Source organism: Ferrovibrio terrae, assembly GCF_007197755.1.
Classification (GTDB): domain Bacteria; phylum Pseudomonadota; class Alphaproteobacteria; order Ferrovibrionales; family Ferrovibrionaceae; genus Ferrovibrio; species Ferrovibrio terrae.
The window spans coordinates 2,023,085-2,043,637 of the sequence record NZ_CP041636.1 but is presented as its reverse complement, the minus strand read 5'-3'; the positions used below and the strand labels follow the sequence as shown (position 1 = coordinate 2,043,637).

Genomic DNA, 20,553 nt, shown 5'->3' with positions numbered 1-20,553 from the left:
TTGTGCGGCGCTTTGTTATGCAGTCTGCCCGATAAAGTGCATACAGAATGAACACCGGGCAACCGCCTGGCCCAGCAGTCAGAGACCAGTGAAATGGCCAAGAGCAGTGCCAAGAGGCAGCGCGAACCTGCCGAGGACAAGGTCGGTACCATCTGTCGCGCGCTTCGCCGCGCCATTATCGAACAGGCGCTTGAACCGGGCGCCAAACTCCCCGAGGACGCGCTGGGGGAACGCTTCGGCGTCAGCCGCACCATCGCGCGCCAGGCACTTGGACAGCTTGCGGCCGAGGGCCTGGTCGAGTTGCGGCGCAACCGCATTGCGGTGGTGGCGACGCCTAGCTGGCAGGAAGCGCGCACCACTTTCGATGTGCGCATGGAGCTGGAGCGGCTGGTGGTGCGCCAACTCGCCGGTCATCTCAGCAAGACGCAGCTTGCCGAACTGAAGGCCCATGTCGACAAGGAAGATGCTGCGCGTAACGGACCGGACGCGATCTCGATCCGTCTCGCCACCGAATTCCATATCTTGCTGGCGCAGATGACCAGCAGTCCGATCCTCACCCGCTATGTCAGCGAGGTGGCCTATCGCTGCTGCCTGACGCTCTCGACGTTCAGCCGGCCGCATTCATCGGAATGCGGCATTACCGAGCATCGCGCCATCATCGATGCACTGGCCAGCGGGCGCACCGACGACGTTATGTCCATGATGCATCACCATTTGGACGCTGTAGCCAGCCGTGCGCTGGTCGCGCCATCGAAGCAGCGCAGCCAGGATCTGGTCGATATCCTGGCACCCTATGCCGACGAAATCGAACCGACGCCACAGAAGCCGCGCCGTAGTGCCGCCTGACGGCTTTGTCGCAGCGAAGGCTCAGGCCTCGATACCCTTGCGGGTGAGAATGCGTTCGGCGCTGTCGTTCCACACATCCATGGCGACGATCTTGCCATCGCGCACCACGAAGCGGTCGACATAGCGGTTGCCTTCGAAAGGCGTACCGTCAGGCCATTCGCCATAGAGCGTGCCGACGCTGTAGACCACAGTCTCGCCCTCGCCCGGGCAGACATCGAAGCGGTCCATGCGCTTTTTTACCCAGCGATAGCGACCAGCATTGAAACCGGTCGGCCCACGCGGATGGTCGAAGACCCTGCCGCCGGTGAAGGTAATCCTGGTGCCGGGCAGCATGTAGGTGGCGGCACGGTCCGGATCCGGCGCCATCGAGGCCTCGAGATAGGCGCGCACGATCTCAGCGTCTGGCTCGGCATCCGGCAGGGTCTGTCTGGCGAAGGAATTCACAATCTGGCTCCCGGTCGAGGGCTTGGCTTGCTTGGGCAAAGGCTGGCCCATAAAGTGCATACACTTTACGCACTATAGTCGCCCAGCTCCGGCCTGCAAGCCGCAAATACGAGTGCCAAAAATGTCGTCAGATGCTGCCTTCGACCTGATTCTGCGCCAGGCCCGCCTGGCCGACGCCGCCGTGCCGGTCGATATCGGCATCCGCGGGGGCCGGATTGCCGCTCTCGGGCAGCTTCAGACGCCGGCCACCCTGGTTTGCGAGGCGGCGGGTCGGGCCGTGCTGCCCGGTTTCGTCGATACCCATGTGCATCTCGACAAAGCCTGCCTGCTCGGCCGCTGCGGCCACGCGCATTCCGAGGCCGGGCATGGCGGCGACCTGTCGGCGGCGATCCGCGCGGTCTCGGAGCTGAAACGCGGCTTCACCGAGGAGGATGTCTATGCCCGTGGCGCCCGCGTGCTGGACATGGCCATCGTCAAAGGCACGACCCGGATGCGCACCCATGTCGAGGTCGATCCACGTGTCGAGCTGCGCAGCTTCGCAGCAATCAGGAAACTGAAACAGGATTACGCCTGGGCGATCGACCTGCAGATTTGCGTCTTCCCCCAGGAAGGCCTGACCAACGATCCCGGCACCGAGGATCTGCTGGTGGCGGCGCTGAAAGATGGCGCTGACCTGCTCGGCGGCTGCCCCTACACCGACAGCGATCCTGAGGCCCAGATCGCGCGGCTGTTTGCACTGGCACGGAACTTTGATGTCGATCTCGACTTCCACCTCGATTTCGACCTCAACCCGTCCTGGCGTCATCTGGACGAGGTCTGCCGGCAGACCGTCGCGCATGGCTGGCAGGGTCGCGTGGCCATCGGCCATGTCACGAAACTTTCGGCTCTGCCGCCGGAAGACTTGGCGGCGGCGGCGCGACTGCTGGCCGAGAGCGGCGTGGCACTCACGGTGCTGCCAGCCACTGACCTTTACTTAACCGGTCGCAATGCCAGCCATAACGTACCGCGCGGCCTGACCCCGGCGCACCGTCTGGTCCAGCTGGGCGTGACCTGTTCGATCGCCACCAACAATGTGCTGAACCCTTTCACGCCGTTCGGCGATGCATCCCTGCTGCGAATGGCCAATTTCTACGCGAATGTGGCGCAGATGGATCCGGACGATTTCGCAGCCTGTCTCGACCTGGTGACGCATCTGCCGGCGCGACTGATGAAACTGTCCGACTATGGAATCGCCGTCGGCAACCCGGCCGATCTCGTGGTGCTCGACAGCGCGCAGCCGAGCGACGCGCTGGCTGAACTGGCCGAGCCCTGCATGGTGTTTAAGAATGGCCGCCAGACCGTGCGGCGCGAGCCGGCACAGATCCTGCGACGCCCCTGACGCCCGGGGCGATCCCTCACTTGGCCGCATCCACCACTCGCAGTTCTGGTTCCTGCAATCCCATCAGCTTGCAGGCATTCTGTCCGATCATCTTGCGGATTTCGGTTTCGTTGTAGCCAAGTCCGAGGCAAAGCCGGATCACGGCGCGGAAACCCGCGACCGGATGTGGATTCTTCGCCTGGCCCAGATCGGAACCCAGGATCGTGTGATCGACACCAGCCGCCTCGATCAGCTGTTTGAGTTGCTCGCCGGTGAATTTCTTGTTGTAGGTCTCGTTGATGAACATGCAGAAGGAATGCTCGATATAGGCACCCATTCCGACCAGTTCTTTGATGTCGCGCAGCGTGGCATCGATCACGAAGGTCGGATGGTTGACCAGCAGGCGTTTCACGCCACGCTTCTTCGCTTCATCGAATAGCGGCCAGATTTCACTGATATGCAGGTGGCCAGCCGACAGAACGGCATCGGCCTCGGCGATCAGATCCAGAATTGGCTTGACCTCTTCCTTCAGGTCACCTTTGTCATCAACCACCGACAGGCCGGTCGGCTTCAGCATCTGCTCTTTGGTCGGCAGGATGACATGCCGGTGACCGTGGCGCAGATGGTTAGCGGCACTGAAAGTCGGCATCCACACGATCTGCCCGCCGAGCTTCAGCATGTGATCGACGGCATAGATGTTGAGTCCGCCGACGGTATTGTTGAGTGCTACGCCGCTTAGAAGATTGATCCGCAGATCCGGCATCGTCTCTTCGAGGAATTTTGCTACCGGCGTGACAGAATAGTAGTGATCCTTGAACAGCACGGCATGCATGCCAGCCTCCTGCGCTTCCAGGATCGCCTGCAGGTGATTGAGCGAGCGCGGCATCACCGACGGGCCGCTATGGCAATGCAGATCGACACCGCCACGCAGAATGTCCTCGATCACCGAATCCGGCGCGTCGGAATACTCTTCGACGGTCTTGGAAAACATAAGAATGGGATCGGTCATCGCACTGCCTCCTGATGCTGTGTCAAACGCGCCCTAACCGCTGACGACGCTTTTCTGCGGGTTGGATTGTTCGATCGGTGATTCAGACTGGGGCGCCTTGCCGATGATCTCGCCCAGCGTGGAATAATTTGGTCCGCCCAGGCGTGCGACAGGGCGCAAGCGGGCAGCATCGATCCGGGTGCCCGTCACCAGGTCCTCGCGGATATGGAACAGGTGGATTTCGCCAGCAAAGAACTGGTTGTTGCCAAAATCGACCACCTTGTGCAACCGGCATTCCATGGCGATCGGGGCTCGGGCCACCCGCATCGGCGCTACCAGACGGCTGGGCACGAGTTCGAGCCCGAGCAGATCGGCCTCGCTCACGTCGGGCGGGAATTCACCGCCGCTGCGATGCAGTGGATCGAGCAGCGTTTCGTCGCCAATATGCACGACGAAGGCCTGTGTTTCATGGATGTTGCGCGCGGTATCCTTCAGACCACCCGGTCGTCTCCCGATGCTGATGCCCAGCATCGGCGGCGTGTGCGACACGAAGGTGAAGCAACTGAACGGCGCCAGATTTGAAACGCCGTCCGCTGACATGGTGCTGACCCAGGCGATCGGTCGCGGCACGACAATACCGCAGAGCAGCTTGTAGGCAGCATCGCCAGCAAGATCGGCGGGGCGGATTTCCTGCATGGCGTCAGCCAAAGACGTCGCGCATCTCGGCCAGGCCCTTGGCGGCCGCCTGGCGCAGGAAGCCCTGGTCTGAATTATGGATGAAGGTGGTCGCACCCTGGTCGCGCAACCATTCGGCTTCCGGACGGGCGCCGACATACACACTGACTGGTTTGTTTACCCTGCGCGCCGCGGCGCAAATCTTTTCGACAGCAGTACGGACTTCAGGCGGATTGGGCATTTCGTTACCAAAGGCCGCCGTCAGGTCGCCTCGGCCAATGAAAAGCGAGTCGATGCCCTCGACGGCGGCAATCGCATCGATCTCATCCAGCGCTTCCGGGTCCTCAATCTGGGCGACGACGGCAATGGACTCGTCAGAGGCACGGATATGCTGCCACATCGGCACTGCCGTATAGCCGCCAGCGCGGGTGCTGGTGGCATAACCGCGGCGACCGCCGCGATAACGGCAGAGCGCCGCCACCTCACGTGCGTATTCCACGCTTGCGACATGCGGCATCAGGATGCCACTGGCGCCGCAATCGAGCACGGAGAGCACCGCGTCCGGACCTGAGACGCGAACCAGCGCCGGGATTTTGCTGCCGCGCGCCGCCATCAGCGCGATGTCGGTCGTGGTGCGGTCGAACGGCGCATGTTCCTGGTCGATCACCACGAAATCGAACCCCAGGCCGGCGACGATCTCGGTGGCATGGCTGGTCGGCGTCTTCAGGAAGGTGCCGACGAGTTTATCACCGGCTAGCATGCGCTGGCGGAAGGAACGCACGTCTGTCATGTCACTTCGATTCTGGCATTGGGTAATCGTCGGCGTTCAGCACCCACCCGGGCTTCAGAGAGAAATCCATGCGTGGCGGGCAGAACAGGTCGACGAGCTGGTTGAGCCCCTTGCCGCACGCCTCGGTGGTATGGATCGAGGGCGGCGGTATGACGGCAATCGACGGGCTTCCGCAGAGTTCGTGTTGGTCGTCGCGCCAGATATGCTTGTTCGGAGTCCAAGGCCATCGGATGTGATGGACGAACTCACCTTCCAGCGCCAGTGAACCCTGCTCGAAATCATCGTGGTGATGCGGCGACAGCGTGGTGGGATCGCGCGGACCCTGGCGCGGATCGATGTAGTTGATCATCAGGGTCGTGCAGCGCCAGATACGCCCGAAGCGGCCCTTCTCCGGTGGTACATCCAGCGTATAGACGCGCAGCTTGAAACCATCCGCCGGGGTCGGCCAGGGCTTGGCCAGCGCCACGGCAGGCTTCGGATTCTTGTATGATGCCGCATTGATGCATTTGGCAGCCAGATCGGTCGACTGCGTGGTGAACATGCGCACGATGCGACCGGGCCTGATTACCTTCACACTCGACTTGCCGGGCGGAATGAAGGCGAGCGACCCGCCTTTCACGCGCTGCACTCCATCTGCCGTGGTGATTTCCACTTCCAGCTTCGGATCATCCAGGATGATGGCATATTCGTCTGGTTGCGCATCGCGTGCCAGTACGGCGCCCTCAACGGCATCCGTGATCGCGATCAGAAAATTCTGGCCACGCGCATACCAGGTCTTGCCCTCGGGCTCGTCGCGCTGCTTCTCGTCATAGAAGCGCACATATTCGCAGGCGCCATAGGCGGTGATCGGCGCCACCGGCGCGCCGGCCGGTTTCGCGGCCAGGCTCGCGCGCGGATCATTGGGGCTATACACGGCACGCCTCCCTCGTCATGCACCGGTCAATACGAGCCGGATCATATTGAAGGCAGGGGTATGCGTGGCGAAGTTTCCGGCCATATTCCGCAATGCGGAACGGGGCGGCGGTGAGATTCAGCTGCCCAGGCGACTGATGCTGCGCGTGATATTGTCCGCTGCCGAACGCAGATGCGGCACATAGAGTTCGACCGCCTGGGCGCGTTTCATCGCCGAGGTGAAGTAAGTCAGGCCCAGCGTTGCCACCACGCGATCGCCATCCATCACCGGCACCCCCAGCGTGGAAGAGGACTTCGGCTCGACATTCGGATCGCGTTCGGCAAAGCCCTGGCTGCGAATGGATTGCAGCGCGCGCAGCAGCGCCGCCGGCCGGCGTGCCGCAGCATCTTCCGGATCCTTCGAGGCCGAGAGCATCTGCAACAGGATATTGCGCTCGGCCGTGGGGCAGAAAGCGAGATACGCCCGACCCAGGCTGCGCGATACCAGACTCAGCCTTAAACCGACCGTGCCATGAAACGGCGAGATCGGACTTTCGGGAATGGTGCTGAAGCGCACGGTCATTGCGTTCTCATCCAGCACGGCAATCGCGGCCGGCCATTTGAAACGCCGGGTGAGATCGATGGCCCATGCCCGGCCGGCCTCGACCACGAGCGGGTCGCCATGGAAGCCACAGCTCAGCGCGCGCACCAGCGAGGTCACAGAATAACCGCCCTGACGTGGGTCGTTGGCGACATAGCCTTTGGCCGTCAGCGTTTTCAGCAGCCGCACGATGGTCGGCTTGGGCAGGCCTGTGGTGTCATGCAGCTGCTTGATCGACGCGACCTTCTGACGGTTCAGCGCCTGCAGAAGATCCAGCGCACGCGTGACCGATTGGACCTGATCGGTGGCCCGGTCGCTGGCCAGGGGCATGGTCGTTTCCTCAAGGTGCTGGTTATTCCGCATTGTGAAATGTCGCCCATGGAATGGCAAGCCGGCGGGGACGGCATTATCCACGCCATTCCGGATTGCGAAATGACTGGAACTTCCCGTGCCGTTGCGCTCACGCCGCCGATAGGGTCACCGGTATAAAAACGGGAGGAACCCAACATGCGCTGGAAACAGGTCTACTTATCTGTTGCTACATTGGCCTTTGCCGGGCTGAGCCATATGGCTGTTGCCCAGACTGCGGCAAAACCGCCCATCATCCTGGACTCGACCGGCGCCTACGAAGTCGGCGGCAAGATCATCTCCAATCCCAAGAATCCGGCCGAGACGCTGTCCTGCGATCACGGCTATGTCGAATATTTCGTCCCGCAGAAGCGTCGGCAGACTGGCCTGATCCTGTGGCACAGTTCCAGCACCAAGGTATGGGAGAACCGCTGGGATGGTGGCGAAGGCTTCAAGAGCATGTTCCTGCGCAAAGGCTATCCCGTCTATCTGTGGGACGGGCCGCGCGTCGGCCGCGCCAACTGGAGCTGCGAACCGATCACCTACACGCCCGACTACTTCGACCAGCGCAATTTTGCCGCCTGGCGCTTTGGCGTCACCTACCCGAACTGGAATCCGGGCCTGCAATTCCCCACCAGTGACAAGGAAGCCTGGAACCAGGCGACACGCGCCCGCTACGACGAATACGACACGCTGGAGAATGCCTTGCTGCAGGCCGAAGCCGGCGGCCAGGCCATCGACCGTATCGGGCCCGTGGTGGCGCTGACCAATTCGGCCGGCGGCTGGCGTGCACTTCTGTCTGCCGTGAAAGCCACGAGCAGCAACATGAAGGGCATCGTCGCTTACGAGACGCCAGGCTTCGTATTCCCGATCGGCGAAGGCCCCGAGCCGCAGCCGAAGGCGCCGTATGGTCCGCATTCGGTTCCGATGGCTGAATTCATGAAACTGACCAAATTCCCGATCCAGATGGTGTTCGGCGACTACACCGACACGCGTCCGATCTGGAAAACCTCGGCTGAGGTGGCGAAAACCTTTTGCGGTATCGTCAACAAGCATGGTGGCGACTGTGAAGTGCTGAAGCTGCCGGATGCCGGACTGAAGGGAAATTCGCATATCCCGTTTGCCGACCTCAACAACGAGGCGGTGGCCGATGAGCTCTCGAAATGGTTGCAGCGCAAAGGCCTGGACAAGTTCGCCAACTGACAAAAAAGACGCCGGCGCTCGATGAAGCGCCGGCGTTCCAGTGGGAGGTTCCAGCAGCGTTGTCCGCGCCGCTAGCCGAGAATGGCCTTTACCTCGAGATACTCCTCAAAACCAAAGACGCCGAACTCACGCCCGTTGCCTGACTGCTTGTAGCCGCCAAACGGCAGGCTGCGGTCAAACGGTGCACCGTTGAGATAGACGCGGCCTGCGCGAATGCGATTGGCAACGGCGCGGGCATGATCACGGTCTTTCGATTGCACGAAACCCGCCAGGCCGAATGGCGTGTCATTGGTGATTTCGATGGCTTCATCCTCGCTGTCGTAGCTCATGATCGACAGCACCGGGCCGAAGATTTCCTCGCGCGCGATCTTCATTTGCGGCGTGACATCTCCAAACACCGTGGGCCGCACATAGTAGCCCCGATTGATCTCGGCCGGTCGCCCCGTGCCGCCGGCCACCAGTGTTGCGCCCTCATCAATACCCGACTGGATCAACGCCTGGATTTTGTCAAACTGGCCCTGGCTTACCATCGGCCCCAGCGTCGTCGCCGGATCGAGCGGATCGCCCAGTCGTACGGCATCGACCGCCACGCGCGCCGCTGCAAAGGCTTCATCGCGCTGTGCGCGCGGGATCAGCATGCGCGTCGGCGATTGGCAGTTCTGGCCGCCGTTCGTATAGCAGGCATGAACACCCTGTATCACGGCGGCCTGCAGGTCGGCATCGGGCAGGATGATATTAGCCGACTTGCCGCCCAGTTCCTGTGCCACGCGCTTGACCGTATCAGCCGCCAGCTTCGCAACGCGGATACCAGCCGCAGTCGAGCCAGTAAACGACACCATGTCGATCCCGGGATGGGCTGCAATCGCCTCGCCCACGGTCGGGCCATCGCCGTTGACCAGATTGAACACACCCGGCGGTAAACCCGCATCATGCAGGATCTCGGCGAACAGCAGCGCGCTGAGCGGCGCGATCTCGCTCGGCTTGAGCACGACGGTGCAGCCGGCGGCCAGTGCGGGTGCCACCTTGGAAGCGACCTGATTCAGCGGCCAGTTCCACGGCGTGATCAGCCCGCAGACGCCGATCGGCTCGCGGCGCACCACACCCGGCCCCATCGGTTCCTCGAAATTGTATTTTTCCAGCACGCGCACGATTTCCTCGAAATGGAACAGCGCAACTGTGGCCTGGCGTTCGGTGGCGAAGGTGATCGGCGCGCCCATTTCCAGCGTCATGGTGCGCGCCAGTTCGGGCAGACGCGCCTTGAAGCCGGCGATAATCTTGCGCAGATAGCCGAGCCGTGTTTCTGCGCTGGTGACGGAATAGCTCGCGAAAGCGCGTCGGGCTACGCCGGCCGCGCGGTCGACATCCTGCCGAGATCCCAGACTGATCTTCGCGAAGATTTCTTCGGTGGCGGGATTCTGTACGCCCAGTGTTGCGGGCATGGCGGGATCGACCCAGGCACCGTCGATATAAAATTTCAACTTGTCCATCACACCCTCAGAGATGCCGGCCCTCGTCCACCGGCACAACGATGCCGGTCGAACTGGTCAGACTGACGATACAGGCAATCGCGGCACGCGCGACGTCGTCGGGCGTAGTGACATGCGCCAGTGGCAGCTTCTCTGCGGTTTTCACCAGTTGTTCACGACTGCGGCCGGGGACGAAGTCGGTATCGACGCCGGCCGGCGACACCGAGAAGACACGGATGCGTGGCGCCAGCACCTTGGCGAGAGCGATGGTCAGCGCATCGACGCCGGCCTTGGCCGACAGATAGGCCAGACTGCTGCCCAGTCCGGTACGCGCGGCAATAGAGGAGATGTTCACGATCGCAGCACCCTCACCGCGTTCGAGCAGCGGGCGGAAAGCGCGGATCATGGCAAACGGCCCACGCAAATTGATCATGACCGTGCGATCGAAAATCTCGTCAGTCAACTTGTCGAGATCGGCGACCGGCACCGGCGTAGTGGCACCGCCGCTATTCACCAGCGCATCGAGCCGGCCGTAGCGATCCTCCACGGTCTTGACTGCTGCCGAGATTGAGGCCGCATCCTCGATAGCGACGCGAAGCGCTATATGCCCGCTGCCTTGCAGACTAGAGATCACTTCCTCGGCCTGAGCCTGTCGACTGTTGTAACCGACGACGACAGTTGAGCCCAGCGCAGCGAGACGTGCTGCTGTTGCTTTGCCGATGCCACTGTTGCCGCCGGTAACTAGCGCAACCTTGGGGGCAGGTAGCACGGGAATTTCGATACTGGTCACTGACTATTCCTTACATCTCGATCTTGGCTTCCTCGATCACCGGTTTCCACTTTTTCAGTTCGGCGGCAATGAAGGCTTTCAGGTCTTCCGGCGATCCGCCGATGCCTTCGAGCGTATTCTGCTCCAGCAGAGCCTTGGTCTTGTCGGTTTTCAAGAAGTCATTCACAATCTTGTTGATTCTGCCGATGATCTCCGGCGGCGTTCCGGTCGGTGCAACCATGGCGTACCAGGCGCTGGCTTCGAAGCCCTTGAAGCCGACCTCCTGTACTGTCGGCACATCAGGCAAGGATTTGCTGCGCGTACTCGTCGTCACCGCCAGCGCCTTCAGCTTGTTCTCCTTCACTTGCGGCACATAGGTCGGCATGAAGTCGACCGAAACATCGACCTGCCCGCCCAGCAGATCGGTCATCAGCGGTACGGTGCCGCGATAGGCCACAGCAGTCATCTTCGTGCCAGTGAACTGCTGGACCAGCTCAGCCGTGATATGGCCGAGCGTGCCGTTGCCTGGATTGCCGACAGTCACCTTGCCCGGATTTTTCTTGGCGTAGTCGATCAGCTCGGCAAAGGTCTTGGCCGGAAAGTCGAGCCGCGTGGTGATCATCAGCGGCGACTTGGCGACCAGCGCGACCGGGATGAAATCCTTTTCGGAGTCATAGGTCAGACCCTTGTACATCAGCTTGTTCATCGCGATCGGTGACGGGGTTCCGAACAGCAGCGTGTAGCCATCCGGCTTGGCCTTGGCGACAGCGGCGCCACCGATATTGCCGCCTGCACCAGTCCGGTTCTCGACGATGAAGGGTTTACCGAGCCTGTCGCTGAGTTCTGATGCGGTGGCGCGCGCCAGGAAGTCGACAGCAGAGCCGGCCGGGAATGGCACGATCATGGTGACCGGCCGATCCGGCCAGGCCTGCGCCGCAGCGTCATGACCGGGTGAAAGCAGGAGAGCAAGGCCGAACAGGGCGAGTGAGAGCAGACGCATGTTTCCTCCGCGTGATGCTGGTTTTTTCCGCGAATGTTTTTCGTTGGTATCAGTCATGGTCATACCGCCAGGGACAGTATCTCGCGGGCCTGCTGGGCCGTCGCGATCTCACCGCCAACCGATTCGACAATGTTGCGCGCCTTGGCGACCATGGCGGCATTGGTTTCTGCCAGCACGCCTTTTTCCAGAAAGATGGCGTCCTCCAGGCCAACGCGGACATGTCCACCGGCCAGATAAGACTGCGCCACCATCGGAAAACAGGAGCGGCCGGTGCCAAACGCGGTCCAGGCCGTGCCGGGCGGCAGCAGGCTGCGCGCATAGAGCACAGTCTCGGGCGATGGCTGGAAACCGTATTTCACGCCCATCACGACCGAGCAGAGGAGCGGACCTTTCAGCGTGCCATCGGCGATCAGGTCGCGGCAGAGTGCGATATCGCCGGAATCGAACAGCTCTATCTCCGGCTTCACGCCGGCCGCGTTGATCACTGCGGCCATGCGGCGGACATTCTCCGGCGTATTGATCACCACCTGCTTGCCCGAATTCATGGTGTTGAGATCGAGCGTGGCAATGTCGGGCTTCAGCAGCGCGATGTGGGTGACGCGATCTTCCGGCCGCATCAAGGTTGTCCCCGGCGCAGCCACTTTTGGATCATCAGGGCTGGGCACGAAACGGCCGCCCGGTCCGGTGGTCAGATTGATGATCAACTGCTGGTTCTTGGCCCGGATGCGTTCGACCGCATCGCGATAATGGTCGATCTCCATGGACGGTTTTCCGCTCTGCGGATCACGCACATGGATATGTACCGCGGCAGCGCCAGCCTCGGCCGCGCCCAAGGCGGCCTCGGCGATCTGCGCCGGTGTGATGGGCAGATGCGGCGTCATCTCCGGCGTGGTCTGGTTGCCGGTGACAGCACAAGTGATGATGACGCGTGATTGCATCCTCCGGCCCCGCTCCCCTAGGCTCTTCCGTTGCCGTCATCCAACGGCAATCTCTGACCCGGTTCTATAGAGAAGAAGGGTTCCAAGCGCGTGCGCTGTATTGCCATTCCGCAATGCGGAATAAGGCTCTCCCGAGGCGTGCCATCGAGAGCCAAGTTCCACACTATACAGAGCGGTCTGTTCGGTGGACTTGATACAAATACTTCAGGAGAATTTTAGGATAGGCCAGTTCCAAAACATGCCGGGAATGGCCCAAAAAGCTCATCAATAATTTGGCCGTTTTCTGGCGTTTCCTTCGACGAAAACGGCGTCAAGTCGGCATCCGAAAAATGCCGGGGCTGATAGCCCCGGCAAGTCGGACTTTTAATCGGATATCCGATCCAAGCCATCCGGAGCGCAGACACAGGGAGGCGAGCGCCGCCGGAATTTGATCCCTATTTCAATTCGGCTTCGAGTTCGGGGAGGATCTTGAACAGATCGCCGACCAGGCCGTAATCGGCAACCTGGAAGATCGGCGCCTCTTCGTCCTTGTTGATGGCGACGATGACTTTCGAGTCCTTCATGCCGGCGAGATGCTGGATCGCACCCGAGATGCCGACCGCGACATAGAGCTGCGGCGCGACGATCTTGCCGGTCTGGCCGACCTGGTAGTCGTTCGGCACGAAGCCGGCGTCCACGGCGGCGCGGCTGGCGCCGACCGCGGCACCCAGCTTGTCGGCCACGGCCTCGATCAGCTTGAAATTCTCGCCCGAGCCCATGCCGCGACCACCCGAGACGATGATCTTGGCCGCCGTCAGCTCCGGACGGTCCGACTTCTGCAGCTCCTGGCCGATGAACGTCGACACGCCCGGATCGCTGGCGGCCGTGCCCTTCTCGACGCTGGCCGAGCCGCCGTCAGCGGCGGCGGCGGCAAAACCGGTGGTGCGCACGGTGACGACCTTGATCTTGTCGCCCGACTGCACGGTCGCCATGGCGTTGCCGGCATAGATCGGACGCACGAAGGTATCGGCCGACTTCACCTCGACGATGCCGGAAATCTGCATCACATCGAGCAGAGCTGCCACGCGCGGCATCACGTTCTTGCCGGACGTGGTCTCCGGCGCGACGATGGCGCCATAGCCCTTGCCCAGCTCGGCGATCAGCACGGCGAGAGGCTCGGCCAGGCCATGCGCGTAATGCGCGGCCTCGACATGGATCACCCTGGCCACACCGGCGACCTTGGCGGCAGCCGCGGCGGCCGCATCGGCCTTTTCACCGGCGACCAGCACATGCACATCGGCGTCGATGGCCTGGGCGGCCGTCACGGCATTGAGCGTCGCGGCCTTGAGCGAGGCGTTATCGTGTTCAGCGATTACCAGCACGCTCATCTCAGATCACTCCCGCTTCGGTCTTCAGCTTCTGCACCAGGGTGGCAACGTCCGGCACCTTGACGCCGGCCTTGCGCTTGGGCGGTTCGTCCACCGACAGCGTCTTCAGCCTGGGCGCGATATCGACGCCGTAATCCTCGGGTGTCTTCTCTTCAATGGGCTTCTTCTTCGCCTTCATGATATTGGGCAGCGACGCATAGCGCGGCTCGTTCAGGCGCAGGTCGGTGGTGACCACGGCGGGCAGTTTCAGCTCCACCGTCTCAAGACCGCCGTCCACTTCGCGCACCACGGTCGCCTTGCCGTCGGCAAGGGCTGCCTTGTTGGCAAACGTGCCCTGGGCCCAGCCCAGCAGGGCGGCCATCATCTGGCCGGTCTGGTTGCTGTCGTCGTCAATCGCCTGCTTGCCCACGATCACCAGCTGCGGGGCTTCAGCCTCCGCGATCTTCGCCAGGATCTTGGCCACCGCCAGCGGCTGCACGTCTGCGTCGGTCTTGACCAGGATGCCGCGGTCGGCGCCCATCGCCAGCGCCGTGCGCAGCGTCTCCTGCGACTGCGCGGTGCCGATCGAGACGGCGATCACTTCCGTGGCCGTGCCGGCCTCTTTCAGGCGCACGGCTTCCTCGACGGCAATCTCGTCGAACGGATTCATCGACATCTTCACGTTGGCGAGATCGACACCCGTCTTGTCCGCCTTCACGCGGATCTTGACGTTGTAGTCCACCACGCGCTTGACCGCGACCAGTACCTTCATAAGACGACACTCTCTCTTCCTTGATCTGAGGACATTCTTGTTCTTTGGATGAAAAAATCGGCGCCTGTGGGCGCCGATTTCCCCGTTCGATCTGATCCGGATCAGTCGGCCTGGATATTGTTCTTCTTTACCACGTCGGCGAGAATCTTGGTCTCTTCGGTGATCTTCTTCGCGAAGTCTGTCGGCGACTGGGTCAGGATGCCGCCCTGGGCCAGCAGCTTTGCTCTCACTTCCGGCACAGCCGTTGCCGCATGGATTTCCTTGTTGAGCCGATCGACGATGGCGGCTGGCGTTGCTTTGGGTACGAAGAAGCCAACCCAGAAGCTGACATCGAAGCCGGGGAAGCCGAGTTCGGCCACTGTCGGAACATCCGGCAGCTCCGGCACACGCTGGGCAGAAGATACCGCCAGCGCACGCAGCTTACCCGCCTTTACATGCGGCACTGCGCTCATGGTATCGAAGACGGCAACGACTTCCTTGCTCAACACTGCAACCTGGGCGGCCGCGGCACCACGATACGGTACATGAACCATCTTCACCCCGGCACGGTCGCTCAGCAGTTCAAAGGCCAGCTGGGTGATGTTGCCGTTACCGGCCGAACCGTAAGGGATCGTGTTCGGCTTGGACTTGGCAAGGTCGATCAGATCCTTGAGCGTCTTGAGCTTGCCGCCTTCCGGGTGCTCCGGATTGACCGCGAGGATCAGCGGCACGGAGATCGCCGTGGTGATCGGAGCGAAATCGCGCTCCGGATTGTAGCGGATGTCCTTGAACAGCGTCGGATTCAGCGTGATCGTGCTACTGTTGCTGACAAAGATGTTGTAGCCATCCGGATCGGCCTTCGCGACGATTTCAGCCGCGATCATGCCGTTGGCGCCAGTGCGGTTCTCCACTACGAAGGGCTGGCCCATTTTTGAGGACAGATGCTCGCCGATGATACGACCGACAACGTCGATGGTGCCGCCAGCGCTGAAACCGACGATCATCTTGACCGGTCGGGTCGGATAGTTCTGCGCCTGCGCACCCGAGACTGCGAGCAATCCCATGGCCAACACGGCACCTGCCAATACACCCGTCTTCATCATGCTTCTCTCCCTTGGATTTTTCTGCATTGAAGTCCACCCGGGGCTACAAGGCCGCCCCCGTTGCCAGAATGTTGGTAACTTGGCTTGAGAAAACGCCACCACTGCCTTGGCAAAGCGCGATATCGGCACCGGCGACCTGCCGTTCACCGGCCTCGTCACGCAATTGCCTGATCGCCTCGACGAGGGTGAACAGGCCGTACATGCCGGGATGGCAGCAGGACAAACCACCACCATTCGTATTGACTGGCAGGCTGCCGCCAGGGGCGATATGGCCGTCGGAGACGAACCGCCCGCCTTCACCCTTGGGGCAGAAGCCCAGGTCTTCCAGCAGCAGGACGGTGCTGATGGTGAAGGCATCGTAGAGCTCGACCACATCGATGTCCCCGATACCGACGCCCGCCATGGCGCGCGCGCGCGCGCCCGACACGGAGGCTGCCGTAGCACAGATATCGGGCATGGCCGAAATCTGCTTGTGCCACTGCTCCGCGGCCGCACCCAGCAGGTATACCGGCGCTTTGCGTGCGTCCTTCGCGCGGTCAGCCCTGGTCATGATCACCGCGGCCGCACCGTCGGTGACCAGGCAGCAATCCAGCCGGCCAAGCGGATCGGACACCATCGGCTGCGCCAGCACATCGGCAATACGCAGCGGATCGCGGGCAAAGGCTTCGGGATTCAGCCGGGCCCAGTCGCGCGCAGCAACCGCCACTGCCGCCAGATCTTCCCGCCGCGTGCCGTAGTCGTGCATATGGCGCGCGGCAGAGAGTGCGTAGGAACTGACAGGGAAGCGGGCCTCGAAAGGCGCCTCGACATCCGACCATGTTCCGGTGACCGAAGTCTGCAGCCGGCCAAGCGCGCTGCGCTGGTTGCTGGCATAACAAATGAGCGCCACGTCGCAGAGGCCGGCATCCAGCGCCAGTGCGGCCTGCTGGGTATGCGCCAGGAAGGAAGAACCGCCGAGCCTGTTGTTGTCGGTGAAGCGCGGACGGAGGCCGAGATATTCAGAGAGCGCAAGGGTGCTGAGAAATTCCGACTGCATGCCGACGAACAGCCCGTCGATATCACGCACGGAGATGCCAGCATCGGCCGCCGCTGCCTTGGCCACCAGCGCCAGCATTTCCAACGCGCTATGGCCGCGCGCACCGGCGATGAAGTCGGTGGTGGCACCGACAAAGGCCGCCTTTCCGCGCAGGCCGGTCATGCCGGGTCGCCTTCGGGAATCGGAGCAAAAACTGGCGCCGCCACGCCATTCAACTGGGCGACATGGACCCGGACGCGCATGCCGATATGCACGGCTTCAGGGGCCAGTCGCTCGACCCGCGACATGAGCCGCACACCTTCATCCAGATCGATCAGCGCGACATTATAGGGGCCGCCCTTGTCGTCTGAGCGACGGACCACCGTGGTGGAATAGACCGTTCCGGTGCCAGCGGGTTCGACCCAGCGCAGGCGGTCCGAGGCGCAATGCGGGCAGATCACGCGCGGATAGAACACGTGCCGGCGGCAATCTACGCAGTGCTGAATCCTGAAGTGGCCCGCCTGCAGATGCTCCGCATAGGCAGCCATGGCTGGAGAACCCGGTGGCTCACCAGCCAGCCCGGCCGCATCGACAGGACTTTGCCTGCGGGGCATGTCTCCTCCTATGCATACTGCCGCAATCATGCTCCGCTAGAGCGAGCCGAGGGGTGATTGAGACAAATTGTATTCTGCAAACTGTACACAGGTTACAATCGCAAGGTAATTTGGTTTAAATAGCCCGTCAATGCTTAATCGCTGGAAGGAATTGCCGCATCGCGGCCCCGTAACGCCATGATAGATAATGTCCGCCGCGCTGCCCGTCTTTCCTTGAGTGCCATTTTCGACAAGCAGTGCAGCCTGCACCCTGATCGGCCTGCTCTGGCGTCGTCTGGCCGAATGCAGACCTACCGGCAACTGAGTGAGCGCGCGACCCGGCTGGCGCATCTCCTGGCCGAGATGGGCGTCCGGCGTGGCGACCGCATCTGCATTCTCAGCGAAAACGACCCGATCTTCCTCGAACTCTCGATTGCCGCGCTGCGGCTGGGCGCCGTCGTCGCCACGCTCAACTGGCGGCTTTCATCCGCTGAATTGAAACACTGCATCACCCTGGTGGCGCCCAAGGCGGCGTTCGTGTCGACCCGGTTCAAGGCGCAGCTGGCAGAAACCGGTACGGCCATGACCGTGCTGGAAACCGGTGCCGAGCTTGAAAGCCGCCTCGCTTTGCAATCAACGACGCCACTGCCCCCCGCCGACAGCGATCCGGAAGACGGTCTCTTCATCATTTATACCAGCGGCACGACCGGTTTGCCTAAGGGCGCACTGATCAGCCAGCGCGCCATGCTGGCCCGTCTGCTGGTCTATGTCACCGACTATGGCGTGAATGGCGAAGACACCTTCCTCGCCTGGTCACCGCTGTTCCATATGGCCTCCGTGGAGCTGGGCCTCGGCACGCTGATGCTCGGCGGCAAGGTTGTTGTGCTGGATGGACCGGACCTGCCGACCATCTGCGACTATCTTGAGCAGGAGCCGCTCAGCAACCTGATCTTCTTCCCCGGCATGGTCGAGCAGACGCTGGCTTACCTGCGCGAACGCAAGCCGAAGGTGAAGCGGCTGAAGAAGTTCGGCGCACTGGCGGACCTGTTTGCGCCACAGGAAATCGCTGCCCTCACCGGCATCCTTGGCGTCCCTTTCACGAATACCTTTGGCAGCACCGAAACCGGCATGCCGCCAGCCTCGGCCGGTCGCCTTGCTGCTGGCGTGGCGCCGGAGGATTTCGCCAAGACGGAAAGCCTGCTTTGCGAAATCCTGCTGGTTGATGAGGCAGGACAGCCGGTACCTGACGGCCAGCCCGGAGAATTGCTGATGCGTGGACCGACGCTGTTCAGCGGCTACTGGAATGCGCCGGAAGCGACAGCGGAAGCCTTCGCCGACAGCTGGTATCATTCCGGTGACGTTTTTGTCCGCCGTGCCGATGGCAAGATCGACTATGTCGACCGCCGCAAATATCTGATCAAGTCCGGCGGCGAGAACATCTATCCGGCCGAGATCGAGCGCGTGGTGATGCAGCATCCGCAGGTGGCTGAAGCCGTGGTGGTGCGCCAGCCTGACGCACGCTGGGGTGAAGTGCCGGTACTGGTGGTGGCCACCGACACGCCAGCACCGCAGGCCGAGGAGCTGATCGCGCTCTGCCGTGCCGAGCTCGCTGCCTACAAGCGGCCGAAGCGCGTGCTGTTCGTGCCGAAGGGAAGTTTGCCGCGCAACAATACCGGCAAGATCATCCGGCCCGAGGTCGAAGCCTGGGTTTCAAAGCAGAGCGAATAATCGCTCAGTCGGCCGGACGGCGCCGGTACATGATGGTGATTTCCATCTCCTGAACCGCTTCGCCGCGCTGGTTCACGAAACTGCGCGCAAATGTCACCACGCCGCGGTCCGGCTGACTGGTTTCCTTCTTGGCGATCACCTTGGTCTGCACGTGAATGGTGTCGCCATGCTTCACCGGCAGCTTCATGCGCCATTTGTCGATACCCAGAAGCGCGATCAGTGTGCCGTCATTGATGCCGGAAGCGTAATTGAGGCCGGCGGCCACGGCGAAGACCAGCGGGCCATGGGCAATCGGCTCGCCGAACGGTGTGGTCTTCGCATATTCAAAATTGGTATGGACGTCGTTGAAGTCGCCCGACAGGCAGGCAAAGTTGACGATATCCGTCGAAGTAATGGTACGGCGGCCGGTCAGCAGGGTCTGGCCGATCTCGAAATCCTCGAAATACATGCCACGCGGCTTCGGTGTATCGACGGTCATATGCGGATCCTCGCGCCTTACAGGCCCATCAGCTTGGCGATGATATTGCGCTGAATTTCGTTGCTGCCGCCACCGATGGGGCCAAGCCGCGAGTCGCGGAACAGGCGCTGCATATCATGTTCCATCGAGAAACCAGCGCCGCCCATCACCTGCATGCCGATATTCGCGCATTCGAAATCGTTGTCTGTGGCAACGATTTTGGCAATGGCGGTCTCCATCTTGGCATCCCAGCCGGCATCCAGCATTTCTGCCGTGCGATAGGTGATCAGCCGAGCAATCTCGGCCTTGATGCGCATGTCGGCCAGCTTGTGAGAGATCACCTGAAACTTGCTGATCGGCTGGTCAAACTGGATGCGCTGCGTCGCATAGTCCTGCGCGATATCGATGGCCTTCTGCGCATTGCCGGCACCACAGGCCGCAATCGCCATGCGCTCCAGATTCAGGCCACGCATCAGGATGCGCCAGCCGCGGTTTTCCTGGCCGATCAGATTGCGCGCTGGTACGCGCACATCATCGAAGAATATCTGGTTGGTATGCGTGGTATGCCGGCCCATCGTCTCGATGGGCTTGATGCTTACGCCCTTGGCCTTGGCATCGACCAGCAACAGGCTGAAGCCGTTATGCGCCGGCTGCGCCGAAGGATCGGTCTTGACCACCAGCACGATATAATCAGCGACATGAGCCGAGGTGATGAACCACTTCTGGCCCCGCACGATATAGTCGTCGCCGTCGCGCACGGCATGGGTCTTGATCGCGGCTGCGTCCGAACCGGTCTGTGGCTCGGTCAGTGCGAAGGCGATGTAAATATCGCCCTGGATCAGCGGCACCATGTAGTCCTGCTTCAGCTCCTCGCTGCCGTTATAAAGCAGCTGCAGACCGGCATAGATCGCACTGGTCATGTAGGTCGTCGCGAAGCAGGCGTAATGATAGGACAGCGTCTCGAGCAGGATGCAGGCATCCTTGTAGCTGCCGTCGAGACCGCCGTAGCGCTCCGGATAGAGCAAACCGAGCCAACCATCCTTGGCGAGCGCCTTGTAAGCCTCCTTCGGCCACCCGCTGTCGCGATCCAGCTCACGAATCTTCTCTGGCGGCAGATGACGTTCGGCCAGATTCAGCAGGCTCTGGCGCATCATCTTCTGTTCTTCAGTGAAGCCGAAGTCATTGAAAAGAGGCATTTTCTTCCCTTTTTAACCTGATGCTGCGCGAGACTTTCCGGTGGCACC

21 protein-coding genes are annotated in these 20,553 nt (G+C 61.8%); 4 read left to right on the top strand and 17 right to left on the bottom strand.

All coding sequences use genetic code 11. The annotated features are described in order from the left end of the window. Positions 1 to 93 precede the first annotated feature (93 nt). Positions 94 to 846 (top strand): GntR family transcriptional regulator, encoded by a 753-nt coding sequence (locus FNB15_RS09935; RefSeq protein ID WP_144068549.1) that lies wholly within the window; start codon positions 94 to 96, stop codon positions 844 to 846. A gap of 21 nt (positions 847 to 867) precedes the next feature. Here the strand turns inward: FNB15_RS09935 and FNB15_RS09930 are convergent, their stop codons facing one another. Further along, positions 868 to 1,290 (bottom strand): nuclear transport factor 2 family protein, encoded by a 423-nt coding sequence (locus FNB15_RS09930; RefSeq protein ID WP_246068838.1) that lies wholly within the window; start codon positions 1,288 to 1,290, stop codon positions 868 to 870. A gap of 121 nt (positions 1,291 to 1,411) precedes the next feature. Here FNB15_RS09930 and FNB15_RS09925 point away from each other — a divergent pair, with 121 nt between their 5' ends. Next, positions 1,412 to 2,668, top strand: a complete 1,257-nt coding sequence (locus FNB15_RS09925) for an amidohydrolase family protein (protein ID WP_144068547.1) — start codon at positions 1,412 to 1,414, stop codon at positions 2,666 to 2,668. Positions 2,669 to 2,684: 16 nt separating this feature from the next. Here the strand turns inward: FNB15_RS09925 and FNB15_RS09920 are convergent, their stop codons facing one another. The 5 genes from FNB15_RS09920 to FNB15_RS09900 all read right to left on the bottom strand — a co-directional run bounded on the left by FNB15_RS09920 (position 2,685) and on the right by FNB15_RS09900 (position 6,922). Continuing rightward, positions 2,685 to 3,656 (bottom strand): DUF6282 family protein, encoded by a 972-nt coding sequence (locus FNB15_RS09920; protein WP_221932787.1) that lies wholly within the window; start codon positions 3,654 to 3,656, stop codon positions 2,685 to 2,687. Positions 3,657 to 3,689: 33 nt separating this feature from the next. Then, positions 3,690 to 4,331: a flavin reductase family protein gene (locus tag FNB15_RS09915; protein ID WP_144068546.1), complete on the bottom strand. Its 642-nt coding sequence runs from the start codon at positions 4,329 to 4,331 to the stop codon at positions 3,690 to 3,692. Between the two features lie 4 nt (positions 4,332 to 4,335). Further along, a complete protein-coding gene (locus FNB15_RS09910) occupies positions 4,336 to 5,100 on the bottom strand; it encodes an HpcH/HpaI aldolase family protein (protein ID WP_144068545.1) in 765 nt (254 codons plus the stop codon). 1 nt (position 5,101) lies between these two features. Then, positions 5,102 to 6,013 carry a cupin domain-containing protein gene (locus FNB15_RS09905; RefSeq protein ID WP_144068544.1) on the bottom strand — a complete coding sequence of 304 codons (912 nt, stop codon included), beginning with the start codon at positions 6,011 to 6,013 and terminating at the stop codon, positions 5,102 to 5,104. 117 nt (positions 6,014 to 6,130) lie between these two features. Further along, on the bottom strand, positions 6,131 to 6,922 hold the full coding sequence (locus tag FNB15_RS09900; RefSeq protein WP_144068543.1) for a DNA-binding transcriptional regulator: 792 nt from the start codon (positions 6,920 to 6,922) through the stop codon (positions 6,131 to 6,133). A 177-nt stretch (positions 6,923 to 7,099) separates the two neighbouring features. Here FNB15_RS09900 and FNB15_RS09895 point away from each other — a divergent pair, with 177 nt between their 5' ends. Further along, the gene (locus tag FNB15_RS09895; RefSeq protein WP_144068542.1) at positions 7,100 to 8,143 is read left to right on the top strand and encodes an alpha/beta hydrolase; all 1,044 of its coding nucleotides are present in this window, start codon (positions 7,100 to 7,102) and stop codon (positions 8,141 to 8,143) included. A 71-nt stretch (positions 8,144 to 8,214) separates the two neighbouring features. On the opposite strand, the gene FNB15_RS09890 is transcribed toward FNB15_RS09895, so the two are convergent. The 9 genes from FNB15_RS09890 to FNB15_RS09850 form a co-directional block, all read right to left on the bottom strand. Beyond that, positions 8,215 to 9,630 carry an aldehyde dehydrogenase family protein gene (locus tag FNB15_RS09890; protein WP_144068541.1) on the bottom strand — a complete coding sequence of 472 codons (1,416 nt, stop codon included), beginning with the start codon at positions 9,628 to 9,630 and terminating at the stop codon, positions 8,215 to 8,217. Between the two features lie 7 nt (positions 9,631 to 9,637). Further along, a complete protein-coding gene (locus FNB15_RS09885; protein WP_221932786.1) occupies positions 9,638 to 10,399 on the bottom strand; it encodes an SDR family NAD(P)-dependent oxidoreductase in 762 nt (253 codons plus the stop codon). A gap of 10 nt (positions 10,400 to 10,409) precedes the next feature. After that, positions 10,410 to 11,378, bottom strand: coding sequence for a Bug family tripartite tricarboxylate transporter substrate binding protein (locus tag FNB15_RS09880; protein WP_185973800.1), 969 nt, complete (start codon positions 11,376 to 11,378; stop codon positions 10,410 to 10,412). A 59-nt stretch (positions 11,379 to 11,437) separates the two neighbouring features. Beyond that, the gene (locus FNB15_RS09875) at positions 11,438 to 12,316 is read right to left on the bottom strand and encodes a beta-keto acid cleavage family enzyme (protein ID WP_144068539.1); all 879 of its coding nucleotides are present in this window, start codon (positions 12,314 to 12,316) and stop codon (positions 11,438 to 11,440) included. Between the two features lie 434 nt (positions 12,317 to 12,750). After that, positions 12,751 to 13,683 carry an electron transfer flavoprotein subunit alpha/FixB family protein gene (locus FNB15_RS09870; protein WP_144068538.1) on the bottom strand — a complete coding sequence of 311 codons (933 nt, stop codon included), beginning with the start codon at positions 13,681 to 13,683 and terminating at the stop codon, positions 12,751 to 12,753. 1 nt (position 13,684) lies between these two features. Beyond that, positions 13,685 to 14,434 (bottom strand): electron transfer flavoprotein subunit beta/FixA family protein, encoded by a 750-nt coding sequence (locus FNB15_RS09865; RefSeq protein ID WP_144068537.1) that lies wholly within the window; start codon positions 14,432 to 14,434, stop codon positions 13,685 to 13,687. Positions 14,435 to 14,535: 101 nt separating this feature from the next. Continuing rightward, positions 14,536 to 15,516, bottom strand: coding sequence for a Bug family tripartite tricarboxylate transporter substrate binding protein (locus FNB15_RS09860; protein WP_144068536.1), 981 nt, complete (start codon positions 15,514 to 15,516; stop codon positions 14,536 to 14,538). Positions 15,517 to 15,559: 43 nt separating this feature from the next. Continuing rightward, the gene (locus FNB15_RS09855; protein WP_144068535.1) at positions 15,560 to 16,714 is read right to left on the bottom strand and encodes an acetyl-CoA acetyltransferase; all 1,155 of its coding nucleotides are present in this window, start codon (positions 16,712 to 16,714) and stop codon (positions 15,560 to 15,562) included. Continuing rightward, complete coding sequence (locus tag FNB15_RS09850) at positions 16,711 to 17,079, bottom strand: Zn-ribbon domain-containing OB-fold protein (RefSeq protein ID WP_144068534.1); 369 nt, start codon at positions 17,077 to 17,079, stop codon at positions 16,711 to 16,713. Before FNB15_RS09850 ends, FNB15_RS09855 begins: the two co-directional genes overlap by 4 nt. A gap of 348 nt (positions 17,080 to 17,427) precedes the next feature. On the opposite strand from FNB15_RS09850, the gene FNB15_RS09845 reads away from it, so the two are divergent. After that, positions 17,428 to 18,852, top strand: coding sequence for a class I adenylate-forming enzyme family protein (locus tag FNB15_RS09845; protein WP_246068837.1), 1,425 nt, complete (start codon positions 17,428 to 17,430; stop codon positions 18,850 to 18,852). 4 nt (positions 18,853 to 18,856) lie between these two features. Here FNB15_RS09845 and FNB15_RS09840 read toward each other — a convergent pair whose 3' ends face one another. Further along, positions 18,857 to 19,330, bottom strand: a complete 474-nt coding sequence (locus tag FNB15_RS09840) for a MaoC/PaaZ C-terminal domain-containing protein (protein ID WP_144068532.1) — start codon at positions 19,328 to 19,330, stop codon at positions 18,857 to 18,859. Positions 19,331 to 19,347: 17 nt separating this feature from the next. Next, complete coding sequence (locus tag FNB15_RS09835; RefSeq protein WP_144068531.1) at positions 19,348 to 20,505, bottom strand: acyl-CoA dehydrogenase family protein; 1,158 nt, start codon at positions 20,503 to 20,505, stop codon at positions 19,348 to 19,350. Positions 20,506 to 20,553: the final 48 nt, after the last annotated feature.